Genomic DNA, 17031 nt, shown 5'->3' with positions numbered 1-17031 from the left:
GAGTGCGGGGTGAGGGATGCGCGATCGACTGTTGGCTGCGGAGAAAGTAAAGGCCATCGATTGGCGAGATGGCGCGCTCCACCTGCTGGATCAGCGTATTTTGCCGTTCGAGGAAACCTGGATTGCCTACACCAGCGCCGCCGGCGTGGCCGAGGCGATTCGTTCGATGGTGGTGCGCGGTGCGCCGGCCATCGGCATCAGCGCGGCCTATGGCATTGTGCTGGCGGCCCGTGCCCGTCTGGCCGAAGGTGGCGACTGGGCTGCGGCGCTGGAAGAAGATTTCGCCTTGCTGGCCGATTCTCGTCCGACCGCAGTCAATCTGTTCTGGGCGTTGGGCCGTATGCACGATCGACTGGATCGTCTGAAAGGCAACGCCGACCCGTTGGCGGCGCTGGAAGCCGAAGCCATTGCCATTCATGAAAGCGACCGCGAAGCCAACCTGACCATGGCCCAGCTCGGCGTTGATCTGATCCGCAAGCACCAGGGCAATGCGCAGGCGATTCTGACTCACTGCAACACCGGTGCGCTGGCTACCGGCGGGTTCGGTACGGCGCTGGGGGTGATTCGCGCGGCTTATCTGGAAGGCATGGTCGAGCGTGTTTACGCCGATGAAACCCGTCCGTGGCTGCAGGGCTCGCGCCTGACCGCTTGGGAACTGGCCAACGAAGGCATTCCGGTCACCCTGAATGCCGACTCCGCCGCTGCGCACATCATGAAAACCAAAGGCGTGACCTGGGTGATCGTCGGTGCTGACCGCATCACCGCCAACGGTGACGTGGCCAACAAGATCGGCACCTACCAACTGGCTGTCAACGCCATGCACCACGGTGTGCGTTTCATGGTGGTGGCGCCAAGTTCGACCATCGACATGAATCTGGCCAGCGGTGACGACATCCCGATCGAGGAGCGTGATGGCGCCGAGTTGCTCGAAGTGGGTGGCAAGCGCGTCGGCGCGGACGTTGAAGCGTTCAACCCGGTATTTGACGTGACGCCGGCCGACCTGATCGATGCGATCGTCACCGAAAAAGGCATCGTCGAGCGCCCGGATACCGCGAAAATGGCCCAGTTGATGTGCCGCAAACGCCTGCATTGATGCTGGCCTGCTCAATGTAGGAACTGCCGAAGGCTGCGATCTTTTGATCTTGCTTTTTACAGGTCAGGATCAAAAGATCGCAGCCTTCGGCAGCTCCTACAGGTGTTTGGGGTCCTAAATGTCAATAAACATCGCTAAACCAAGCCCCAATTCTGCATTCAAAGAAGCTCTGAGCCTCTCTCGTCCCCGTTAAGCCTGTCACCGGTCAACTAACTATGCTCCATGCGCATCAGGGGGATAGGTGCGTGGCGGCTCTTGTGATAACATCCGGCGTTTTCCGAGGCAGCTCCACGGAGCTGTCTTTACTGCGCAAATCCGCGATCCAATGTTGATTTGTCGTAAGTCGGTGCATGGCACTCGGTCTGCCCCGACGAGCTTCGTTGGTCCCATATGGATATGACGAAGTTTCACCAGAAAAAGGAATCAGGCTTCTCATGGGCGAACTGGCCAAAGAAATCCTCCCGGTCAATATCGAAGACGAGCTGAAACAGTCCTACCTCGACTACGCGATGAGCGTGATCGTCGGCCGTGCACTGCCGGATGCGCGCGATGGCCTCAAGCCCGTGCACCGTCGCGTACTGTTCGCGATGAGCGAGTTGGGCAACGACTTCAACAAGCCGTACAAGAAATCTGCCCGTGTTGTCGGCGACGTGATCGGTAAGTATCACCCGCACGGTGATACCGCGGTGTACGACACCATCGTTCGTATGGCACAGCCTTTCTCCCTGCGCTACCTGCTGGTAGACGGTCAGGGCAACTTCGGTTCGGTCGACGGCGACAACGCTGCGGCCATGCGATATACCGAAGTGCGCATGACCAAGCTGGCGCATGAGCTGCTGGCTGACCTGCACAAAGAAACCGTGGACTGGGTGCCGAACTACGACGGCACCGAAATGATCCCGGCGGTCATGCCGACCCGTATCCCCAACCTGCTGGTCAACGGCTCCAGCGGTATTGCCGTGGGCATGGCGACCAACATTCCGCCGCACAACCTCGGTGAAGTCATCGACGGTTGCCTGGCGCTCATCGACAACCCTGAGCTGACCGTCGATGAACTGATGCAATACATCCCCGGTCCGGACTTCCCGACCGCCGCGATCATCAACGGTCGCGCCGGCATCATCGAAGCCTACCGTACCGGTCGTGGCCGTATTTACATGCGCGCCCGCTCGATCATCGAAGACATCGACAAGGTCGGTGGCCGTCAGCAGATCGTCATCACCGAGCTGCCGTACCAACTGAACAAGGCGCGTCTGATCGAGAAGATCGCCGAGCTGGTCAAAGAGAAGAAGCTGGAAGGCATCACCGAACTGCGCGACGAGTCCGACAAGGACGGTATGCGCGTCGTGATCGAACTGCGTCGCGGCGAAGTGCCTGAGGTGATCCTCAACAACCTCTACGCCCAGACCCAGCTGCAATCGGTATTCGGCATCAACATCGTTGCGCTGATCGACGGCCGTCCACGCATCCTTAACCTCAAGGATCTGCTGGAAGCCTTCGTTCGTCACCGTCGCGAAGTCGTCACCCGTCGTACCGTGTTCGAACTGCGCAAGGCGCGCGAGCGTGGGCACATCCTCGAAGGCCAGGCCGTTGCCCTGTCGAACATCGACCCGGTCATCGCCCTGATCAAGGCTTCGCCGACGCCGTCGGAAGCCAAAGAAGCGCTGGTCAGCACGCCGTGGGAATCCTCGGCAGTGGTGGCGATGGTTGAGCGTGCCGGTGCCGATTCGTGCCGTCCGGAAAACCTCGATCCGCAATACGGTCTGCGTGAAGGCAAGTACTTCCTGTCGCCAGAACAGGCGCAAGCCATTCTGGAACTGCGTCTGCACCGTCTGACCGGTCTGGAACACGAAAAACTGCTGGCCGAGTATCAAGAGATCCTCAACCAGATCGGCGAGCTGATCCGCATCCTCAACAGCGCCGTGCGCCTGATGGAAGTGATCCGCGAAGAGCTGGAAGTGATCCGCGCCGAATACGGCGATCAGCGTCGCACCGAGATTCTCGATGCCCGTCTCGATCTGACCCTGGGTGACATGATCCCGGAAGAAGAACGCGTCGTGACCATCTCCCACGGTGGCTACGCCAAGACCCAGCCACTGGCTGCGTACCAGGCTCAGCGTCGTGGCGGTAAAGGCAAGTCGGCCACCGGCGTCAAGGATGAGGACTACATCGCTCACCTGCTGGTTGCCAACAGCCACACCACGCTGCTGCTGTTCTCCAGCAAAGGCAAGGTTTACTGGCTCAAGACCTACGAGATTCCGGAAGCGTCCCGCGCCGCCCGTGGTCGTCCGCTGGTCAACCTTCTGCCATTGAGCGAAGGTGAATACATCACCACCATGCTGCCGGTCGATCTCGAAGCCATGAAGCGTCAGGCTGATGAAGAAGAAGCCGAAGGCGCCGAGGCTGATGTAGAAGAAATCGAAAACAGCAACGAGACCGATGAAGAACGTCGTGCTCGCATCAAGGCTGCTGACCGCAAGAAAGCCCCGTTCATCTTCATGTCGACCGCCAACGGTACCGTGAAGAAGACCCCGCTGGTGGCCTTCAGCCGTCAGCGCAGCGTTGGTCTGATCGCGCTGGAACTGGACGAAGGCGACATCCTGATCTCCGCCGCCATTACCGATGGCGAGCAGGAAATCATGCTGTTCTCCGACGGCGGCAAAGTGACTCGCTTCAAGGAATCCGAAGTTCGCGCCATGGGCCGTACCGCCCGCGGTGTGCGTGGCATGCGTCTGCCAGAAGGGCAGAAGCTGATCTCAATGCTGATTCCAGAAGAAGGCAGCGAGATTCTCACTGCTTCCGAGCGCGGCTACGGCAAGCGTACGGCGATCACCGAGTTCCCTGAATACAAGCGTGGCGGTCAGGGCGTTATCGCCATGGTCAGCAACGAGCGTAACGGCCGTCTGGTCGGCGCGGTTCAGGTGCAGGACGGTGAAGAAATCATGCTGATCTCCGATCAGGGCACTCTGGTGCGTACCCGTGTCGACGAAGTGTCGAGCCTGGGTCGTAACACTCAGGGCGTCACACTGATCAAGCTGGCCAAGGATGAAACCCTGGTTGGGCTGGAGCGGGTTCAGGAGCCTTCGGAAGTTGAAGGTGAAGAGCTTGAGGGTGAAGAGGGCGAGGAGTTCGAAGGCAATGTCGTGATCGACGATGCTGCCGAAGACCAGCAACTCGACGCCGCAGCAGACGAAGAACCGCAAGAATAAGCGGACAAACGAGGGGGCGGATGAGAATTCGCCCCCTTGTTATTTGTCCGGTATGAAATTTCGACATCATGGAGATCCCCTGTGGGAGCGAGCCTGCTCGCGAATGCAGGCGCTGCGGTACCTCTGACGCACCGCGGTGATGCATTCGCGAGCAGGCTCGCTCCCACAGGGCCGTGTTGATCGGTAGTGTGATTTATTGCGTGATACCACCAAATCAGAGCGAGATTGGATGTGAGCAAGCGAGCCTATAACTTCTGCGCCGGTCCTGCGGCGCTTCCTGAAGCTGTCCTGCAACGTGCCCAGGGTGAACTCCTTGATTGGCACGGCAAGGGTCTGTCGGTCATGGAAATGAGCCATCGCAGCGATGAGTTCGTGTCCATCGCCACTCAGGCCGAGCAGGATCTGCGTGACCTGCTGAATATCCCGTCGAACTACAAAGTGCTGTTTCTGCAAGGTGGCGCCAGCCAGCAATTCGCGCAGATTCCACTGAACCTGCTGCCGGAAAACGGCTCGGCCGACTATATCGACACCGGTATCTGGTCGCAGAAAGCCATCGAAGAAGCCTCGCGCTACGGTCACGTCAATGTTGCCGCCACCGCCAAGCCTTACGACTATTTCGCCATCCCGGGCCAGAACGAGTGGAAACTGTCGAAAGACGCCGCTTACGTTCACTACGCGCCGAACGAAACCATCGGCGGTCTGGAATTCCAGTGGATCCCGGAAACCGGTGACGTGCCGTTGGTAGCGGACATGTCTTCGGACATCCTCTCGCGTCCGGTCGACATCTCGCGTTTCGGCATGATCTACGCCGGCGCACAGAAAAACATCGGCCCGAGCGGCATCGTCGTCAACATCATCCGCGAAGACCTGCTCGGCAAGGCGCGTTCGCTGTGCCCAACCATGCTCGACTACAAAGTCGCGGCCGATAACGGCTCGATGTACAACACCCCGCCGACGCTGGCCTGGTACCTGTCCGGTCTGGTGTTCCAGTGGCTGAAAGAGCAGGGTGGCGTTGAAGCGATCGCCAGGCTCAACGACGTCAAGCAGCGCACGCTGTACGACTTCATCGACGCCAGCGGCCTCTACAGCAACCCGATCAACAAGTCGGACCGCTCGTGGATGAACGTGCCGTTCCGTCTGGCTGATGATCGTCTGGACAAGCCTTTCCTGGTCGGTGCCGAAGAGCGCGGCTTGCTCAATCTGAAGGGCCACCGCTCCGTGGGCGGCATGCGCGCCTCCATCTACAACGCCGTCGACATCACCGCCGTTAACGCGCTGGTGGCGTACATGGCTGAATTCGAGAAGGAACACGGCTGATGTCCGAGCAAGAACTCAAGGCACTGCGCGTTCGTATTGACGCTCTGGACACCAAAGTCCTTGAGCTGATCAGTGAGCGTGCGCGTTGCGCCCAGGAAGTCGCGCGAGTAAAGATGGCCTCGCTGGCCGAAGGCGAAGTGCCGGTGTTCTATCGTCCTGAGCGCGAAGCTCAGGTGCTCAAGCGCGTGATGGAGCGCAATCAGGGGCCGCTGGGCAACGAAGAGATGGCGCGGCTTTTCCGCGAAATCATGTCCTCGTGCCTAGCGCTGGAGCAGCCGCTGAAAGTGGCTTACCTCGGCCCTGAAGGCACCTTCACCCAGGCTGCAGCGATGAAACACTTCGGTCACGCGGTGATCAGCAAGCCGATGGCGGCGATCGACGAAGTGTTCCGTGAAGTGGCGGCCGGTGCGGTAAATTTTGGCGTGGTGCCGGTGGAAAACTCCACTGAGGGCGCGGTCAACCACACGCTGGACAGCTTCCTCGAACACGACATGGTCATCTGTGGCGAAGTCGAGCTGCGCATTCACCATCACCTGTTGGTCGGTGAAAACACCAAGACCGACAGCATCAGCCGTATCTATTCCCACGCGCAGTCGCTGGCCCAGTGCCGCAAGTGGCTGGACGCGCATTACCCGAATGTCGAGCGCGTCGCGGTGTCGAGCAACGCTGAAGCGGCCAAGCGGGTCAAGGGCGAGTGGAACTCGGCGGCGATTGCCGGCGACATGGCGGCCGGTCTGTATGGCCTGACCCGTCTGGCCGAGAAGATCGAAGACCGTCCGGATAACTCGACGCGCTTCCTGATGATCGGTAACCAGGAAGTGCCGCCGACCGGCGACGACAAGACCTCGATCATCGTTTCGATGAGCAACAAGCCGGGAGCGCTCCACGAGCTGCTGGTGCCGTTCCATGACAACGGGATCGACCTGACCCGCATCGAAACCCGTCCGTCGCGCAGCGGCAAATGGACCTACGTGTTCTTTATCGACTTCGTCGGCCACCACCGTGATCCGTTGATCAAAGGTGTGCTGGAAAAGATCAGTCAGGAAGCAGTAGCACTCAAAGTGCTGGGTTCCTACCCGAAAGCAGTTCTCTAAGGGCGGTAGCAAATGAGTGGCAATTTCCTCGCTCTGGCACAGCCGGGCGTGCAACAACTTTCGCCGTACGTTCCGGGCAAGCCTGTGGATGAACTGGCGCGCGAGCTGGACCTGGATCCGGCCAAAATCGTCAAACTGGCGAGCAACGAAAACCCGCTAGGCGCCAGTCCGAAAGCTTTGGCAGCCATCCGCGAAGAGCTGGCCGAGCTGACCCGTTACCCGGATGGCAACGGTTTTGCGCTGAAATCCCTGCTGGCCGAGCAATGCCGTGTCGAACTGAGCCAGGTCACTCTGGGCAACGGTTCCAATGACATTCTTGAGTTGGTCGCGCGTGCCTATCTGGCGCCGGGCCTGAATGCCGTGTTCAGTGAGCACGCGTTCGCGGTGTACCCGATCGCCACTCAGGCCGTCGGCGCACAAGCCAAAGTGGTGCCGGCCAAGGATTGGGGGCATGACCTGCCGGCGATGCTCGCGGCCATCGATGCCAATACCCGTGTCGTGTTCATCGCCAATCCGAACAATCCGACCGGCACCTGGTTCGGCGCAGAAGCGCTGGACGAGTTCCTGCAGGATGTTCCGGAGCATGTACTGGTGGTGCTGGACGAGGCTTACATCGAGTACGCCGAAGGCAGCGATCTGCCGGACGGTCTGGATTTCCTCGCGGCTTACCCCAATCTGCTGGTTTCGCGCACTTTTTCCAAGGCTTATGGTCTGGCGGCATTGCGTGTTGGCTACGGTCTGTCGACCCCGGTGGTGGCGGACGTGCTGAACCGTGTTCGCCAACCGTTCAACGTCAACAGCCTCGCCTTGGCGGCAGCCTGTGCGGCGCTGAAGGATGAGGAATATCTGGCGCAAAGCCGCCAGCTCAACGAGGCGGGTATGCAGCAGCTGCAAGCCGGTTTCCGTGAGTTGGGCCTGAGCTGGATCGAATCCAAAGGCAACTTCATCTGCGTCGATCTCGGTCAGGTAGCTGCTCCGATATTTCAGGGCTTGCTGCGCGAAGGCGTGATCGTGCGTCCGGTGGCCAACTACGGCATGCCGAACCACCTGCGGGTGACCATTGGTCTGCCGGCGGAAAACAGCCGCTTCCTCGAAGCGCTGCGCAAGGTTCTGGCTCGTGGGTGATGTCACTGCACTGCAATCTGCTGCACCTATGATCGGGCGCCTTGTGGTGGTCGGTCTGGGGTTGATCGGTGGTTCGTTTGCCAAAGGCTTGCGTGAAAGTGGCATCTGCCGCGAAGTGGTCGGGGTCGATCTCGATCCGCAATCGCGCAAGCTGGCGGTCGAGTTGGGTGTGGTCGACCGTTGTGAAGATGATCTGGTGGTGGCCTGTCAGGGCGCTGACGTAATTCAGTTGGCGGTGCCGATTCTGGCCATGGAAAAAGTGCTCGCGCGTTTGGCGAGTATTGATCTGGGGGCGGCGATTCTGACTGATGTTGGCAGCGCCAAAGGCAATGTGGTGCGCGCGGCGACCGAGGCGTTTGGCGGCATGCCGGCGCGTTTCGTGCCGGGCCATCCGATTGCCGGCTCCGAGCAGAGCGGGGTGGAAGCCTCCAATGCCGAGCTGTTCCGTCGCCACAAAGTGATCCTCACGCCGCTTGAGCAAACCGACCCGGCCGCATTGGCTGTGGTCGATCGTCTGTGGCGCGAATTGGGTGCCGATGTCGAGCACATGCAAGTCGAGCGTCATGATGAAGTGCTGGCCGCGACCAGTCATCTGCCGCACCTGCTGGCCTTCGGTCTGGTCGATTCATTGGCCAAGCGCAATGAAAATCTTGAGATCTTCCGTTACGCTGCGGGCGGTTTCCGCGATTTCACAAGAATCGCCGGAAGCGACCCGGTGATGTGGCACGACATCTTCCTCGCCAACCGCGAGGCTGTCCTGCGCACACTCGATACATTTCGCAGCGACCTCGACGCTTTGCGCGACGCGGTCGATGCAGGGGATGGGCACCAATTGTTGGGCGTCTTCACGCGCGCCCGGGTTGCCCGCGAGCATTTCAGTAAAATCCTGGCCCGCAGGGCCTATGTGGACGCTATGAATTCCAACGATCTGATCTTCCTGGCTCAACCTGGTGGCCGCCTGTCCGGTCGGATTCGCGTACCGGGTGACAAATCCATTTCCCACCGTTCGATCATGCTCGGCTCGCTGGCCGAAGGTGTCACCGAAGTCGAAGGTTTCCTTGAGGGTGAAGACGCCCTGGCGACCTTGCAGGCATTCCGCGACATGGGCGTGGTCATCGAAGGCCCGCACCACGGCCGCGTGACCATTCACGGTGTCGGCCTGCACGGCCTGAAACCGGCGCCGGGCCCGATCTATCTGGGCAACTCCGGCACGTCGATGCGTCTGCTGTCCGGCCTGTTGGCTGCGCAAAACTTCGACAGTGTTTTGACGGGTGATGCCTCGCTTTCGAAGCGCCCGATGAACCGCGTGGCCAATCCGCTGCGCGAAATGGGCGCCGTGATCGAAACTGCTGCCGAAGGTCGTCCACCGATGACCATTCGTGGCGGGCATAAACTCAAAGGCCTGACTTACACCATGCCGATGGCCAGTGCTCAGGTGAAATCCTGCCTGCTGCTCGCCGGTCTGTACGCGGAAGGCAAGACCACAGTGACCGAGCCGGCACCTACCCGTGACCATACCGAACGCATGCTGCGTGGTTTTGGTTATTCGGTAAGCGTTGATGGCGCTACGGCATCGGTTGAGTCCGGTGGCAAGCTGACTGCGACCCATATTGAAGTGCCGGGCGACATCTCGTCGTCGGCGTTCTTCCTGGTCGCAGCGTCGATCGCTGAAGGTTCGGAACTGGTGCTTGAGCACGTCGGCATCAACCCGACCCGTACCGGCGTGATCGACATCCTGCGCCTGATGGGTGCTGACATCACCCTGGAAAACCAGCGTGAAGTCGGCGGCGAGCCTGTGGCTGACCTGCGCGTGCGGGCAGCTAAACTCAAAGGTATCGAGATTCCCGAAGAGCTGGTTCCGCTGGCCATCGACGAATTCCCGGTGCTGTTCGTGGCGGCTGCCTGCGCCGAAGGGCGTACCGTGCTGACTGGCGCTGAAGAGCTGCGGGTCAAGGAATCGGATCGTATCCAGGTGATGGCGGACGGTCTGTTGGCGCTGGGCGTGAAATGCCAACCAACCCCGGACGGTATCATCATCGACGGCGGCCAGATCGGCGGCGGCGAAGTGCATGGTCACGGCGATCACCGTATCGCGATGGCTTTCAGTGTGGCCTCCCTGCGCGCCACCGCACCGATCCGCATCCATGATTGCGCCAACGTCGCGACGTCGTTCCCCAACTTCCTCGCGCTGTGCGGGCAGGTCGGCATTCGTGTGGCACAAGAGGCTCAGTCGTGAAAAACATTGCACCGGTCATCACCATTGATGGGCCAAGCGGCTCGGGCAAAGGCACCGTAGCCGGAATACTGGCCAAGCGTCTGGGCTGGAACCTGCTGGATTCCGGTGCGTTGTACCGCTTGCTGGCATTTGCTGCGCATAACCATGGTGTCGACCTGACCAATGAAGAGCTGCTGAAGAAGCTTGCCGCTCATCTGGATGTTCAGTTCATTGCGGCGACCGAAGGTCAGTTGCAACGGATCATTCTGGAAGGTGACGAAGTCAGCGATGTGATCCGCACCGAAAGCGTCGGCTCCGGCGCTTCGCAAGTGGCTGCACTGCCGGCCGTACGCGAGGCGCTGCTGCAGCGCCAGCGTGCTTTTCAGGAAGCGCCGGGTCTGGTGGCCGATGGTCGCGACATGGGCACGGTGGTTTTTCCGGATGCACCGCTGAAGATTTTCCTGACCGCCAGTGCCGAGGAGAGGGCGCGCCGTCGATATTTGCAGTTGAAGGGCAAAGTCGAGGGTGTTAGTCTGTCGAGTCTGCTAGATGAGATCCGTGCACGCGACGAGCGTGACACCCAGCGAGCGGTAGCCCCGCTTAAGCCGGCGGCTGACGCCATACAGCTGGATTCCACGGAGTTGTCCATCGATCAGGTGCTTGAACGCATCATGAGCGAGATCGCCATTCGCGATATCGCCGGGTGACCAAGAAGGCCGCAGGGGACCAGTCATAGTCCTGCGACGCTTCTTCTATATGAAACTAACCCACACCGTCTGGGGTGTGGAGATGGGCGTATCCTTCGCCCTCATTTACAGGAATTAAAATGAGCGAAAGCTTTGCGGAACTCTTTGAAGAAAGCCTAAAAACCCTGAACCTTCAGGCAGGCTCCATCATCACCGGTGTTATCGTTGATATCGATTACCAAGCTCGCTGGGTAACCGTTCACGCTGGCCTGAAGTCTGAAGCACTCATCCCGCTTGAGCAGTTCTACAACGACGCTGGCGATCTGACTATCAATGTCGGTGACGAAGTTCACGTTGCGCTGGACTCGGTTGAAGACGGTTTCGGTGAAACCAAGCTGTCCCGTGAAAAAGCCAAGCGCGCTGAATGCTGGATCGTTCTGGAAGCAGCCTTCGCAGCCGAGGAAGTGGTCAAGGGCGTTATCAACGGTAAGGTTAAAGGCGGCTTCACTGTCGACGTTAACGGCATCCGTGCGTTCCTGCCAGGTTCCCTGGTTGACGTCCGTCCAGTGCGCGACACCACGCACCTGGAAGGCAAAGAGCTGGAATTCAAGGTCATCAAGCTGGACCAGAAGCGCAACAACGTTGTCGTTTCCCGTCGCAGCGTCCTGGAAGCCGAGAACTCCGCCGAGCGTGAAGCTCTGCTGGAATCCCTGCAGGAAGGCCAGCAAGTCAAAGGTATCGTCAAAAACCTCACCGATTACGGCGCATTCGTCGATCTGGGTGGCGTGGACGGCCTGCTGCACATCACCGACATGGCTTGGAAGCGCATCAAGCATCCTTCCGAGATCGTCAACGTTGGTGACGAAATCGACGTTAAGGTTCTGAAATACGATCGCGAACGCAACCGTGTTTCCCTGGGCCTGAAGCAACTGGGCGAAGATCCATGGGTTGCTATCAAAGCCCGTTACCCAGAAAGCACTCGCGTTACCGCTCGTGTAACCAACCTGACCGACTACGGCTGCTTCGCTGAGCTGGAAGAAGGCGTTGAAGGTCTGGTACACGTTTCGGAAATGGACTGGACCAACAAGAACATCCACCCTTCGAAAGTCGTACAAGTCGGCGACGAAGTGGAAGTTATGGTTCTGGACATCGACGAAGAGCGTCGTCGTATCTCCCTGGGCATCAAGCAGTGCAAATCTAACCCATGGGAAGATTTCTCTGGCCAGTTCAACAAGGGCGATAAAATCTCCGGCACCATCAAGTCGATCACCGATTTCGGTATCTTCATTGGTCTGGACGGCGGCATCGACGGTCTGGTTCACCTGTCCGACATCTCCTGGAACGAAGTGGGCGAAGAAGCCGTACGTCGTTTCAAGAAGGGCGACGAGCTGGACACCGTTATCCTGTCGGTTGACCCAGAGCGCGAGCGTATCTCCCTGGGTATCAAGCAACTGGAAAGCGATCCGTTCTCCGAGTACGTCTCGGTTAACGACAAAGGCGCAATCGTTACTGGCACCGTGAAAGAAGTTGACGCCAAAGGCGCCATCATCGTTCTGGCCGACGATATCGAAGCGACTCTGAAAGCCTCCGAAATCAGCCGTGACCGCGTTGAAGACGCGCGCAACGTTCTGAAAGAAGGCCAGGAAGTAGAAGCCAAGATCATCAGCGTTGATCGTAAGAGCCGTGTAATTCAGCTGTCGATCAAATCGAAAGACGATGCTGAAGAGAAAGAAGCTATCCAGAGCCTGAAAGAAGGTGAAGCTGCTGCTCCTGCCGATACCACTATGGCTGCACTGCTGCGTCAAGCAATGGCCAAACAGAACTAAGTTCTGCTTGATCATGAAAAAGGGCGACTTCGGTCGCCCTTTTTTGTGCCTGCGATTTAGTGCTCACGGCTTGTTTAGGGTTTTTGGTGAAACCAATCTTGCTTCCGGGTGGTCTGTTTCTTTAATCGGATCAATCGCCTATTCACGACTAAGCTTGATCTTAAGCGTGTAGCGGTCGGGCATTGCCTGGCATAAGGAAGTGGATGAACAAGTTTATTGTCCTCATGGCTGTGCTGGCTCTGGCTGGCTGTACGACCAGTGCCAAGACCCATGCCGTGCGTGGTGTCAGTGGTATAGAGGTCGACTGCTCCGGGTTGGGCTCAGGCTGGGAGAAGTGCCAGAAGCGCGCGGCTAAGGAGTGCAAGGGCGCGGGGTACAAAGTGATCACGCGATCAGATGATGCCAACGATGAGGACGAGTTTCCTTTTGGCTTCAACCCGGCAGGCTACGTGACACGAACCATGCTGGTGATATGCCGTTAAGCATGCTGTGCCCTGTTTGTTGCTGTGATGCCCTGAAAACGGGCGTTTCGACGCGGAGGAAGATATGTCAATCCCTGGGCTGTTCAAAATCTTCCGGGCGTGCTAAAACCTTTCAAGCGCTGATCTAGCTGCTTGAAAAAGAAGGGAAAAATATGACGAAGTCGGAGTTGATCGAACGAATTGTCACCCATCAAGGGCTACTCTCATCCAAGGATGTGGAGCTGGCCATCAAGACCATGCTTGAACAAATGTCCCAGTGCCTCGCCACCGGTGATCGTATCGAGATCCGTGGGTTTGGCAGCTTCTCCCTGCATTACCGCGCGCCGCGCGTCGGTCGTAATCCGAAGACCGGTCAGTCGGTTAGTCTGGACGGTAAGTTCGTACCGCATTTCAAGCCGGGTAAAGAGCTGCGTGATCGGGTGAATGAGGAAGAGGAGGAGGGGGTTTGATCTTCGCTATTTTTCAAGGGGGCGCTGATGCGTAACCTCAAGCGCATACTTCTTGGCGTTTTTATTCTTTTACTGATTTTGGTGATTCTGGCGTTTGTTCTCGAGAATCAGCAGTCGGTTTCGTTATTGTTTCTGGGTTTGTCTGGGCCTCAGTTGCCGATTTCGTTGATCGTGGTTTTGGCTTTGCTTGTCGGGATGCTGATCGGGCCGGTGTTAGGCTGGTTTTTGGGGCGCTCATCAAGAGTCGCGAGTAGAAACAGAGCTGCGCGCAAGCATTTGACAGAGTGAAAGCCTCATATGCTTGCTTCCAGGCTTAGCTATATCCAATAGTAAAACGCCTATGAAGCTGTAAAATGCGATCCTCTTTTGGTTGTGAGGTTTTCACACCCATTCAGACTGAATTTGATAAAAGCTACGATTGGTAGCTTTTGCATTCGTGGATTGGACAGCGCTCCCGAATCGCTGTCAGCAGCTCAAAGGCATGGTACCGCGTGAAAATTCTAGTAACCGGCGGCGCCGGGTTTATCGGCTCAGCAGTTATCCGTCACATCATTTCCAATACCGGCGATTCTGTCGTTAACGTCGATAAGCTGACCTATGCCGGCAATCTGGAGTCTCTGGCTGATGTGAGTCAGAGCTCGCGCTATGCATTTGAGCGCGTAGACATTTGTGATCGCGGTCAAATGGATCGAGTTCTGCGTGAGCACCAGCCTGACGCGATCATGCATTTGGCGGCAGAGTCGCACGTTGACCGCTCCATATCGGGTCCGTCGGAATTCATCCAGACCAACATCATTGGCACCTACACGCTTCTGGAATCAGCGCGTCATTACTGGAGCGGCCTGGAGCAAGGTCGTAAAGCCGTTTTTCGCTTTCATCATATCTCTACTGATGAAGTGTACGGCGATCTGGAAGGGCCTGAAGATCTGTTTACCGAAACCACGCCCTACCAGCCAAGTTCGCCTTACTCTGCCAGCAAGGCTAGCTCCGATCACCTGGTTCGCGCGTGGTCTCGCACCTATGGTCTGCCGACCCTGGTTACCAATTGTTCGAACAACTATGGTCCGTACCACTTTCCGGAAAAGCTGATTCCGCTAATCATACTTAACGCTCTGGAAGGCAAGGCGCTACCGGTTTACGGCAAGGGCGACCAGGTACGTGACTGGCTGTATGTGGAGGATCACGCTCGCGCGCTCTACAAAGTCGTCACCGATGGCGTCATCGGCGAGACTTACAACATTGGTGGCCACAACGAGAAACAAAATATCGAAGTAGTGCATGCTCTCTGCGCGCTGCTTGATGAGTTGCGCCCGGCTTCGCCTCATTGCCCCCATGCGAGTCTGATCACTTACGTGCAGGACCGCCCCGGTCATGATCAGCGTTACGCGATTGATGCAAGCAAGATACAGCAAGAGCTTGGTTGGGCGCCGGAAGAAACGTTTGATAGTGGTATCCGCAAAACGGTGGAGTGGTATCTGAACAATACTGAATGGGTCGCGCATGTGAAGAGCGGCAGCTATCAGCAGTGGATTGATCAGAACTACGCAGATCGTACGGGCAAGGCATGAAAATCCTTCTTCTGGGAAAAAACGGCCAGGTCGGTTGGGAGTTGCAGCGATCTCTCGCGCCCCTCGGTGAGTTGGTGGCACTGGATCGTCAAGTAACCGATGGCTTGTGCGGTGACCTGAGCAATATTGATGGGTTACGGGCAACTCTCCGCGCAATCAGGCCAGATGTCGTTGTCAATGCGGCTGCTTACACCGCAGTCGACAAGGCTGAGGTCGAGACTGAGCTGGCAGATCTTGTGAACGCGCGTGCTGTTGGAGTATTGGCGCAAGAGGTCAGAGCGCTTGGCGGGTGGCTGGTTCATTACTCGACAGATTATGTCTTCGATGGGCATGGATCTGCACCATGGCGGGAGAGTGACGCCGTGGCTCCGGTGAATCACTACGGTGCCAGCAAACTTGCGGGAGAGCGATTGATCATCGAATCCGGCTGCAAGCATCTTATTTTTCGCACCAGCTGGGTTTATGGCGCTCGTGGCAATAATTTCGCCAAAACCATGTTGCGTCTGGCAAAAGAGCGCGAAAGTCTGAGTGTCATCGCTGATCAGATCGGGGCGCCAACCGGTGCAGACCTGATTGCGGACATCAGTGCCTTGACCCTTCGACAGGTTTTTCTGCGTCCTGAATTGTCGGGTCTTTATCACTTGGCGGCCGCTGGCGAAGTCTCTTGGCATGGATATGCAACTCACGTGATTGACTTCGCCAAAGCGCATGGGGAAGAGCTCTGTGTGAAAGGCATCAATGCGATCGAAACGTCTGTCTACCCAACGCCAGCCTGTCGCCCACTGAACTCCCGGTTGAATACGGGAAAGCTGCGCGACAATTTTTCTTTGCACTTGCCGGATTGGCGCAGTGGCGTAACCCGAATGCTTACGGAAGTTCTCAATAAATGACCACGATAAATCGTAAAGGCATCATCCTCGCTGGCGGTTCGGGTACTCGTTTGCACCCGCTGACCCTTGGCGTGTCCAAGCAGATGCTGCCGATCTACGACAAGCCGATGATCTTCTATCCCTTGTCCGTGCTGATGTTGGCGGGGATGCGCGAAATTCTGATTATTTCCACGCCTGAAGATTTGCCGTGCTTTCAAAAGCTGTTGGGCGACGGTAGCCAATATGGCATCAAGCTGTGTTACGCCGAACAGCCAAGCCCGGACGGGCTGGCTCAGGCTTTCATTATCGGTGAGGAGTTCATCGGCGATGATCCGTGCTGTCTGATCCTGGGAGACAACATTTTCTACGGTCAGCACTTCTCGGACAACCTGCGTTCGGCCGGTCTGCAGGAGGACGGTGCAACTATCTTCGGATATCACGTATCCGATCCCGAGCGCTTTGGCGTGGTTGAGTTTGACGTTAATGGATCAGCATTGAGTATCGAGGAAAAGCCGATAGTGCCCAAGTCCAGCTACGCTGTGACAGGTCTATATTTCTACGATAATCAGGTTGTCGATATTGCCAAGAAGATCAAGCCGTCCGCGCGCGGTGAGCTCGAAATTACCGATGTCAATCTCGCTTATCTTCAACAGAAGTCGCTGAAGGTTGAAATGCTCGGTCGAGGCTTCGCATGGCTTGATACCGGTACGCATGATTCGCTGCTAGAGGCCAGTCACTTCGTGCATACCATCGAAAAGCGCCAGGGCTTGAAGGTCGCCTGCCTTGAAGAGATTGCTTACAGTAATGGCTGGATTGACATGGCGCAGTTGCGTGCTCAAGCCGAGCGTCTGAAGAAAACCGGCTATGGGCAGTACCTGGAGAAGCTTCTGGATTCCGCAGTGCGCGAGGGCTGACATTGTTGGCGCAGTAGCCATTTTTCGTAGAGATTGTGATGTGGTTACGCCGAGCCGGGTTGATGTCGGTTTGATATCGATCTTGTTCGGATGCTTTCAATTTTAAGGGCGTTTTTTTGTGCCTTCCGCCGGGAGGGAGTTATTAATGTCCAAGCACAAGCTGTAGAATGATCAGCAATCATAC

Annotated in this window: 14 protein-coding genes; all 14 read left to right on the top strand. The window is 57.6% G+C overall.

What is annotated here, in order from left to right:
- The first annotated feature begins 16 nt into the window (after nt 1–16).
- Entirely contained in the window at nt 17–1093 is a 1077-nt protein-coding gene (mtnA, locus tag ACOYXH_RS17105) for an S-methyl-5-thioribose-1-phosphate isomerase (protein WP_095048565.1), read from the top strand.
- A gap of 434 nt (nt 1094–1527) precedes the next feature.
- Complete coding sequence (gene gyrA, locus ACOYXH_RS17100) at nt 1528–4302, top strand: DNA gyrase subunit A (protein ID WP_093435302.1); 2775 nt, start codon at nt 1528–1530, stop codon at nt 4300–4302.
- Nucleotides 4303–4533: 231 nt separating this feature from the next.
- Entirely contained in the window at nt 4534–5619 is a 1086-nt protein-coding gene (gene serC, locus ACOYXH_RS17095) for a 3-phosphoserine/phosphohydroxythreonine transaminase (RefSeq protein ID WP_095048564.1), read from the top strand.
- Nucleotides 5619–6713 (top strand): prephenate dehydratase, encoded by a 1095-nt coding sequence (gene pheA / locus ACOYXH_RS17090; RefSeq protein WP_016770924.1) that lies wholly within the window; start codon nt 5619–5621, stop codon nt 6711–6713. Before serC ends, pheA begins: the two co-directional genes overlap by 1 nt.
- A 12-nt stretch (nt 6714–6725) precedes the next feature.
- The gene (gene hisC, locus ACOYXH_RS17085) at nt 6726–7838 is read left to right on the top strand and encodes a histidinol-phosphate transaminase (protein ID WP_186620523.1); all 1113 of its coding nucleotides are present in this window, start codon (nt 6726–6728) and stop codon (nt 7836–7838) included.
- 28 nt (nt 7839–7866) lie between these two features.
- Nucleotides 7867–10074 carry a bifunctional prephenate dehydrogenase/3-phosphoshikimate 1-carboxyvinyltransferase gene (locus ACOYXH_RS17080; protein WP_256587195.1) on the top strand — a complete coding sequence of 736 codons (2208 nt, stop codon included), beginning with the start codon at nt 7867–7869 and terminating at the stop codon, nt 10072–10074.
- The gene (gene cmk, locus ACOYXH_RS17075) at nt 10071–10760 is read left to right on the top strand and encodes a (d)CMP kinase (protein ID WP_064391442.1); all 690 of its coding nucleotides are present in this window, start codon (nt 10071–10073) and stop codon (nt 10758–10760) included. Before ACOYXH_RS17080 ends, cmk begins: the two co-directional genes overlap by 4 nt.
- Before the next feature lie 119 nt (nt 10761–10879).
- Nucleotides 10880–12565 (top strand): 30S ribosomal protein S1, encoded by a 1686-nt coding sequence (gene rpsA / locus ACOYXH_RS17070; protein WP_093435292.1) that lies wholly within the window; start codon nt 10880–10882, stop codon nt 12563–12565.
- Between the two features lie 203 nt (nt 12566–12768).
- Nucleotides 12769–13047, top strand: coding sequence for a hypothetical protein (locus tag ACOYXH_RS17065; protein ID WP_460409840.1), 279 nt, complete (start codon nt 12769–12771; stop codon nt 13045–13047).
- Between the two features lie 152 nt (nt 13048–13199).
- Entirely contained in the window at nt 13200–13496 is a 297-nt protein-coding gene (gene ihfB / locus ACOYXH_RS17060) for an integration host factor subunit beta (RefSeq protein ID WP_003189779.1), read from the top strand.
- Between the two features lie 27 nt (nt 13497–13523).
- Entirely contained in the window at nt 13524–13784 is a 261-nt protein-coding gene (locus ACOYXH_RS17055) for a lipopolysaccharide assembly protein LapA domain-containing protein (RefSeq protein WP_095125174.1), read from the top strand.
- A gap of 203 nt (nt 13785–13987) precedes the next feature.
- Entirely contained in the window at nt 13988–15064 is a 1077-nt protein-coding gene (gene rfbB, locus ACOYXH_RS17050; RefSeq protein ID WP_095048559.1) for a dTDP-glucose 4,6-dehydratase, read from the top strand.
- The gene (rfbD, locus tag ACOYXH_RS17045) at nt 15061–15954 is read left to right on the top strand and encodes a dTDP-4-dehydrorhamnose reductase (RefSeq protein ID WP_258708631.1); all 894 of its coding nucleotides are present in this window, start codon (nt 15061–15063) and stop codon (nt 15952–15954) included. The genes rfbB and rfbD overlap by 4 nt, the downstream gene beginning before the upstream one ends.
- A complete protein-coding gene (gene rfbA / locus ACOYXH_RS17040; RefSeq protein WP_460409839.1) occupies nt 15951–16847 on the top strand; it encodes a glucose-1-phosphate thymidylyltransferase RfbA in 897 nt (298 codons plus the stop codon). The genes rfbD and rfbA overlap by 4 nt, the downstream gene beginning before the upstream one ends.
- The last annotated feature ends 184 nt before the right edge of the window (nt 16848–17031 follow it).

The organism is Pseudomonas sp. Mb7, from assembly GCF_054790525.1.
The sequence above is the reverse complement of the archived record's forward strand: the minus strand, read 5'-3'. Positions and strand labels throughout refer to the sequence as shown.

What these genes read in the sequence shown, in the direction of transcription:
- pheA (WP_016770924.1), top strand. Translation starts at nt 5,619, where the DNA reads ATGTCCGAGCAAGAACTCAAGGCACTGCGCGTTCGTATTGACGCTCTG.
- mtnA (WP_095048565.1), top strand. Translation starts at nt 17, where the DNA reads ATGCGCGATCGACTGTTGGCTGCGGAGAAAGTAAAGGCCATCGATTGG.
- rfbA (WP_460409839.1), top strand. Translation starts at nt 15,951, where the DNA reads ATGACCACGATAAATCGTAAAGGCATCATCCTCGCTGGCGGTTCGGGT.
- gyrA (WP_093435302.1), top strand. Translation starts at nt 1,528, where the DNA reads ATGGGCGAACTGGCCAAAGAAATCCTCCCGGTCAATATCGAAGACGAG.
- ACOYXH_RS17055 (WP_095125174.1), top strand. Translation starts at nt 13,524, where the DNA reads ATGCGTAACCTCAAGCGCATACTTCTTGGCGTTTTTATTCTTTTACTG.
- ihfB (WP_003189779.1), top strand. Translation starts at nt 13,200, where the DNA reads ATGACGAAGTCGGAGTTGATCGAACGAATTGTCACCCATCAAGGGCTA.
- hisC (WP_186620523.1), top strand. Translation starts at nt 6,726, where the DNA reads ATGAGTGGCAATTTCCTCGCTCTGGCACAGCCGGGCGTGCAACAACTT.
- ACOYXH_RS17065 (WP_460409840.1), top strand. Translation starts at nt 12,769, where the DNA reads ATGAACAAGTTTATTGTCCTCATGGCTGTGCTGGCTCTGGCTGGCTGT.
- ACOYXH_RS17080 (WP_256587195.1), top strand. Translation starts at nt 7,867, where the DNA reads ATGATCGGGCGCCTTGTGGTGGTCGGTCTGGGGTTGATCGGTGGTTCG.
- rfbD (WP_258708631.1), top strand. Translation starts at nt 15,061, where the DNA reads ATGAAAATCCTTCTTCTGGGAAAAAACGGCCAGGTCGGTTGGGAGTTG.
- rpsA (WP_093435292.1), top strand. Translation starts at nt 10,880, where the DNA reads ATGAGCGAAAGCTTTGCGGAACTCTTTGAAGAAAGCCTAAAAACCCTG.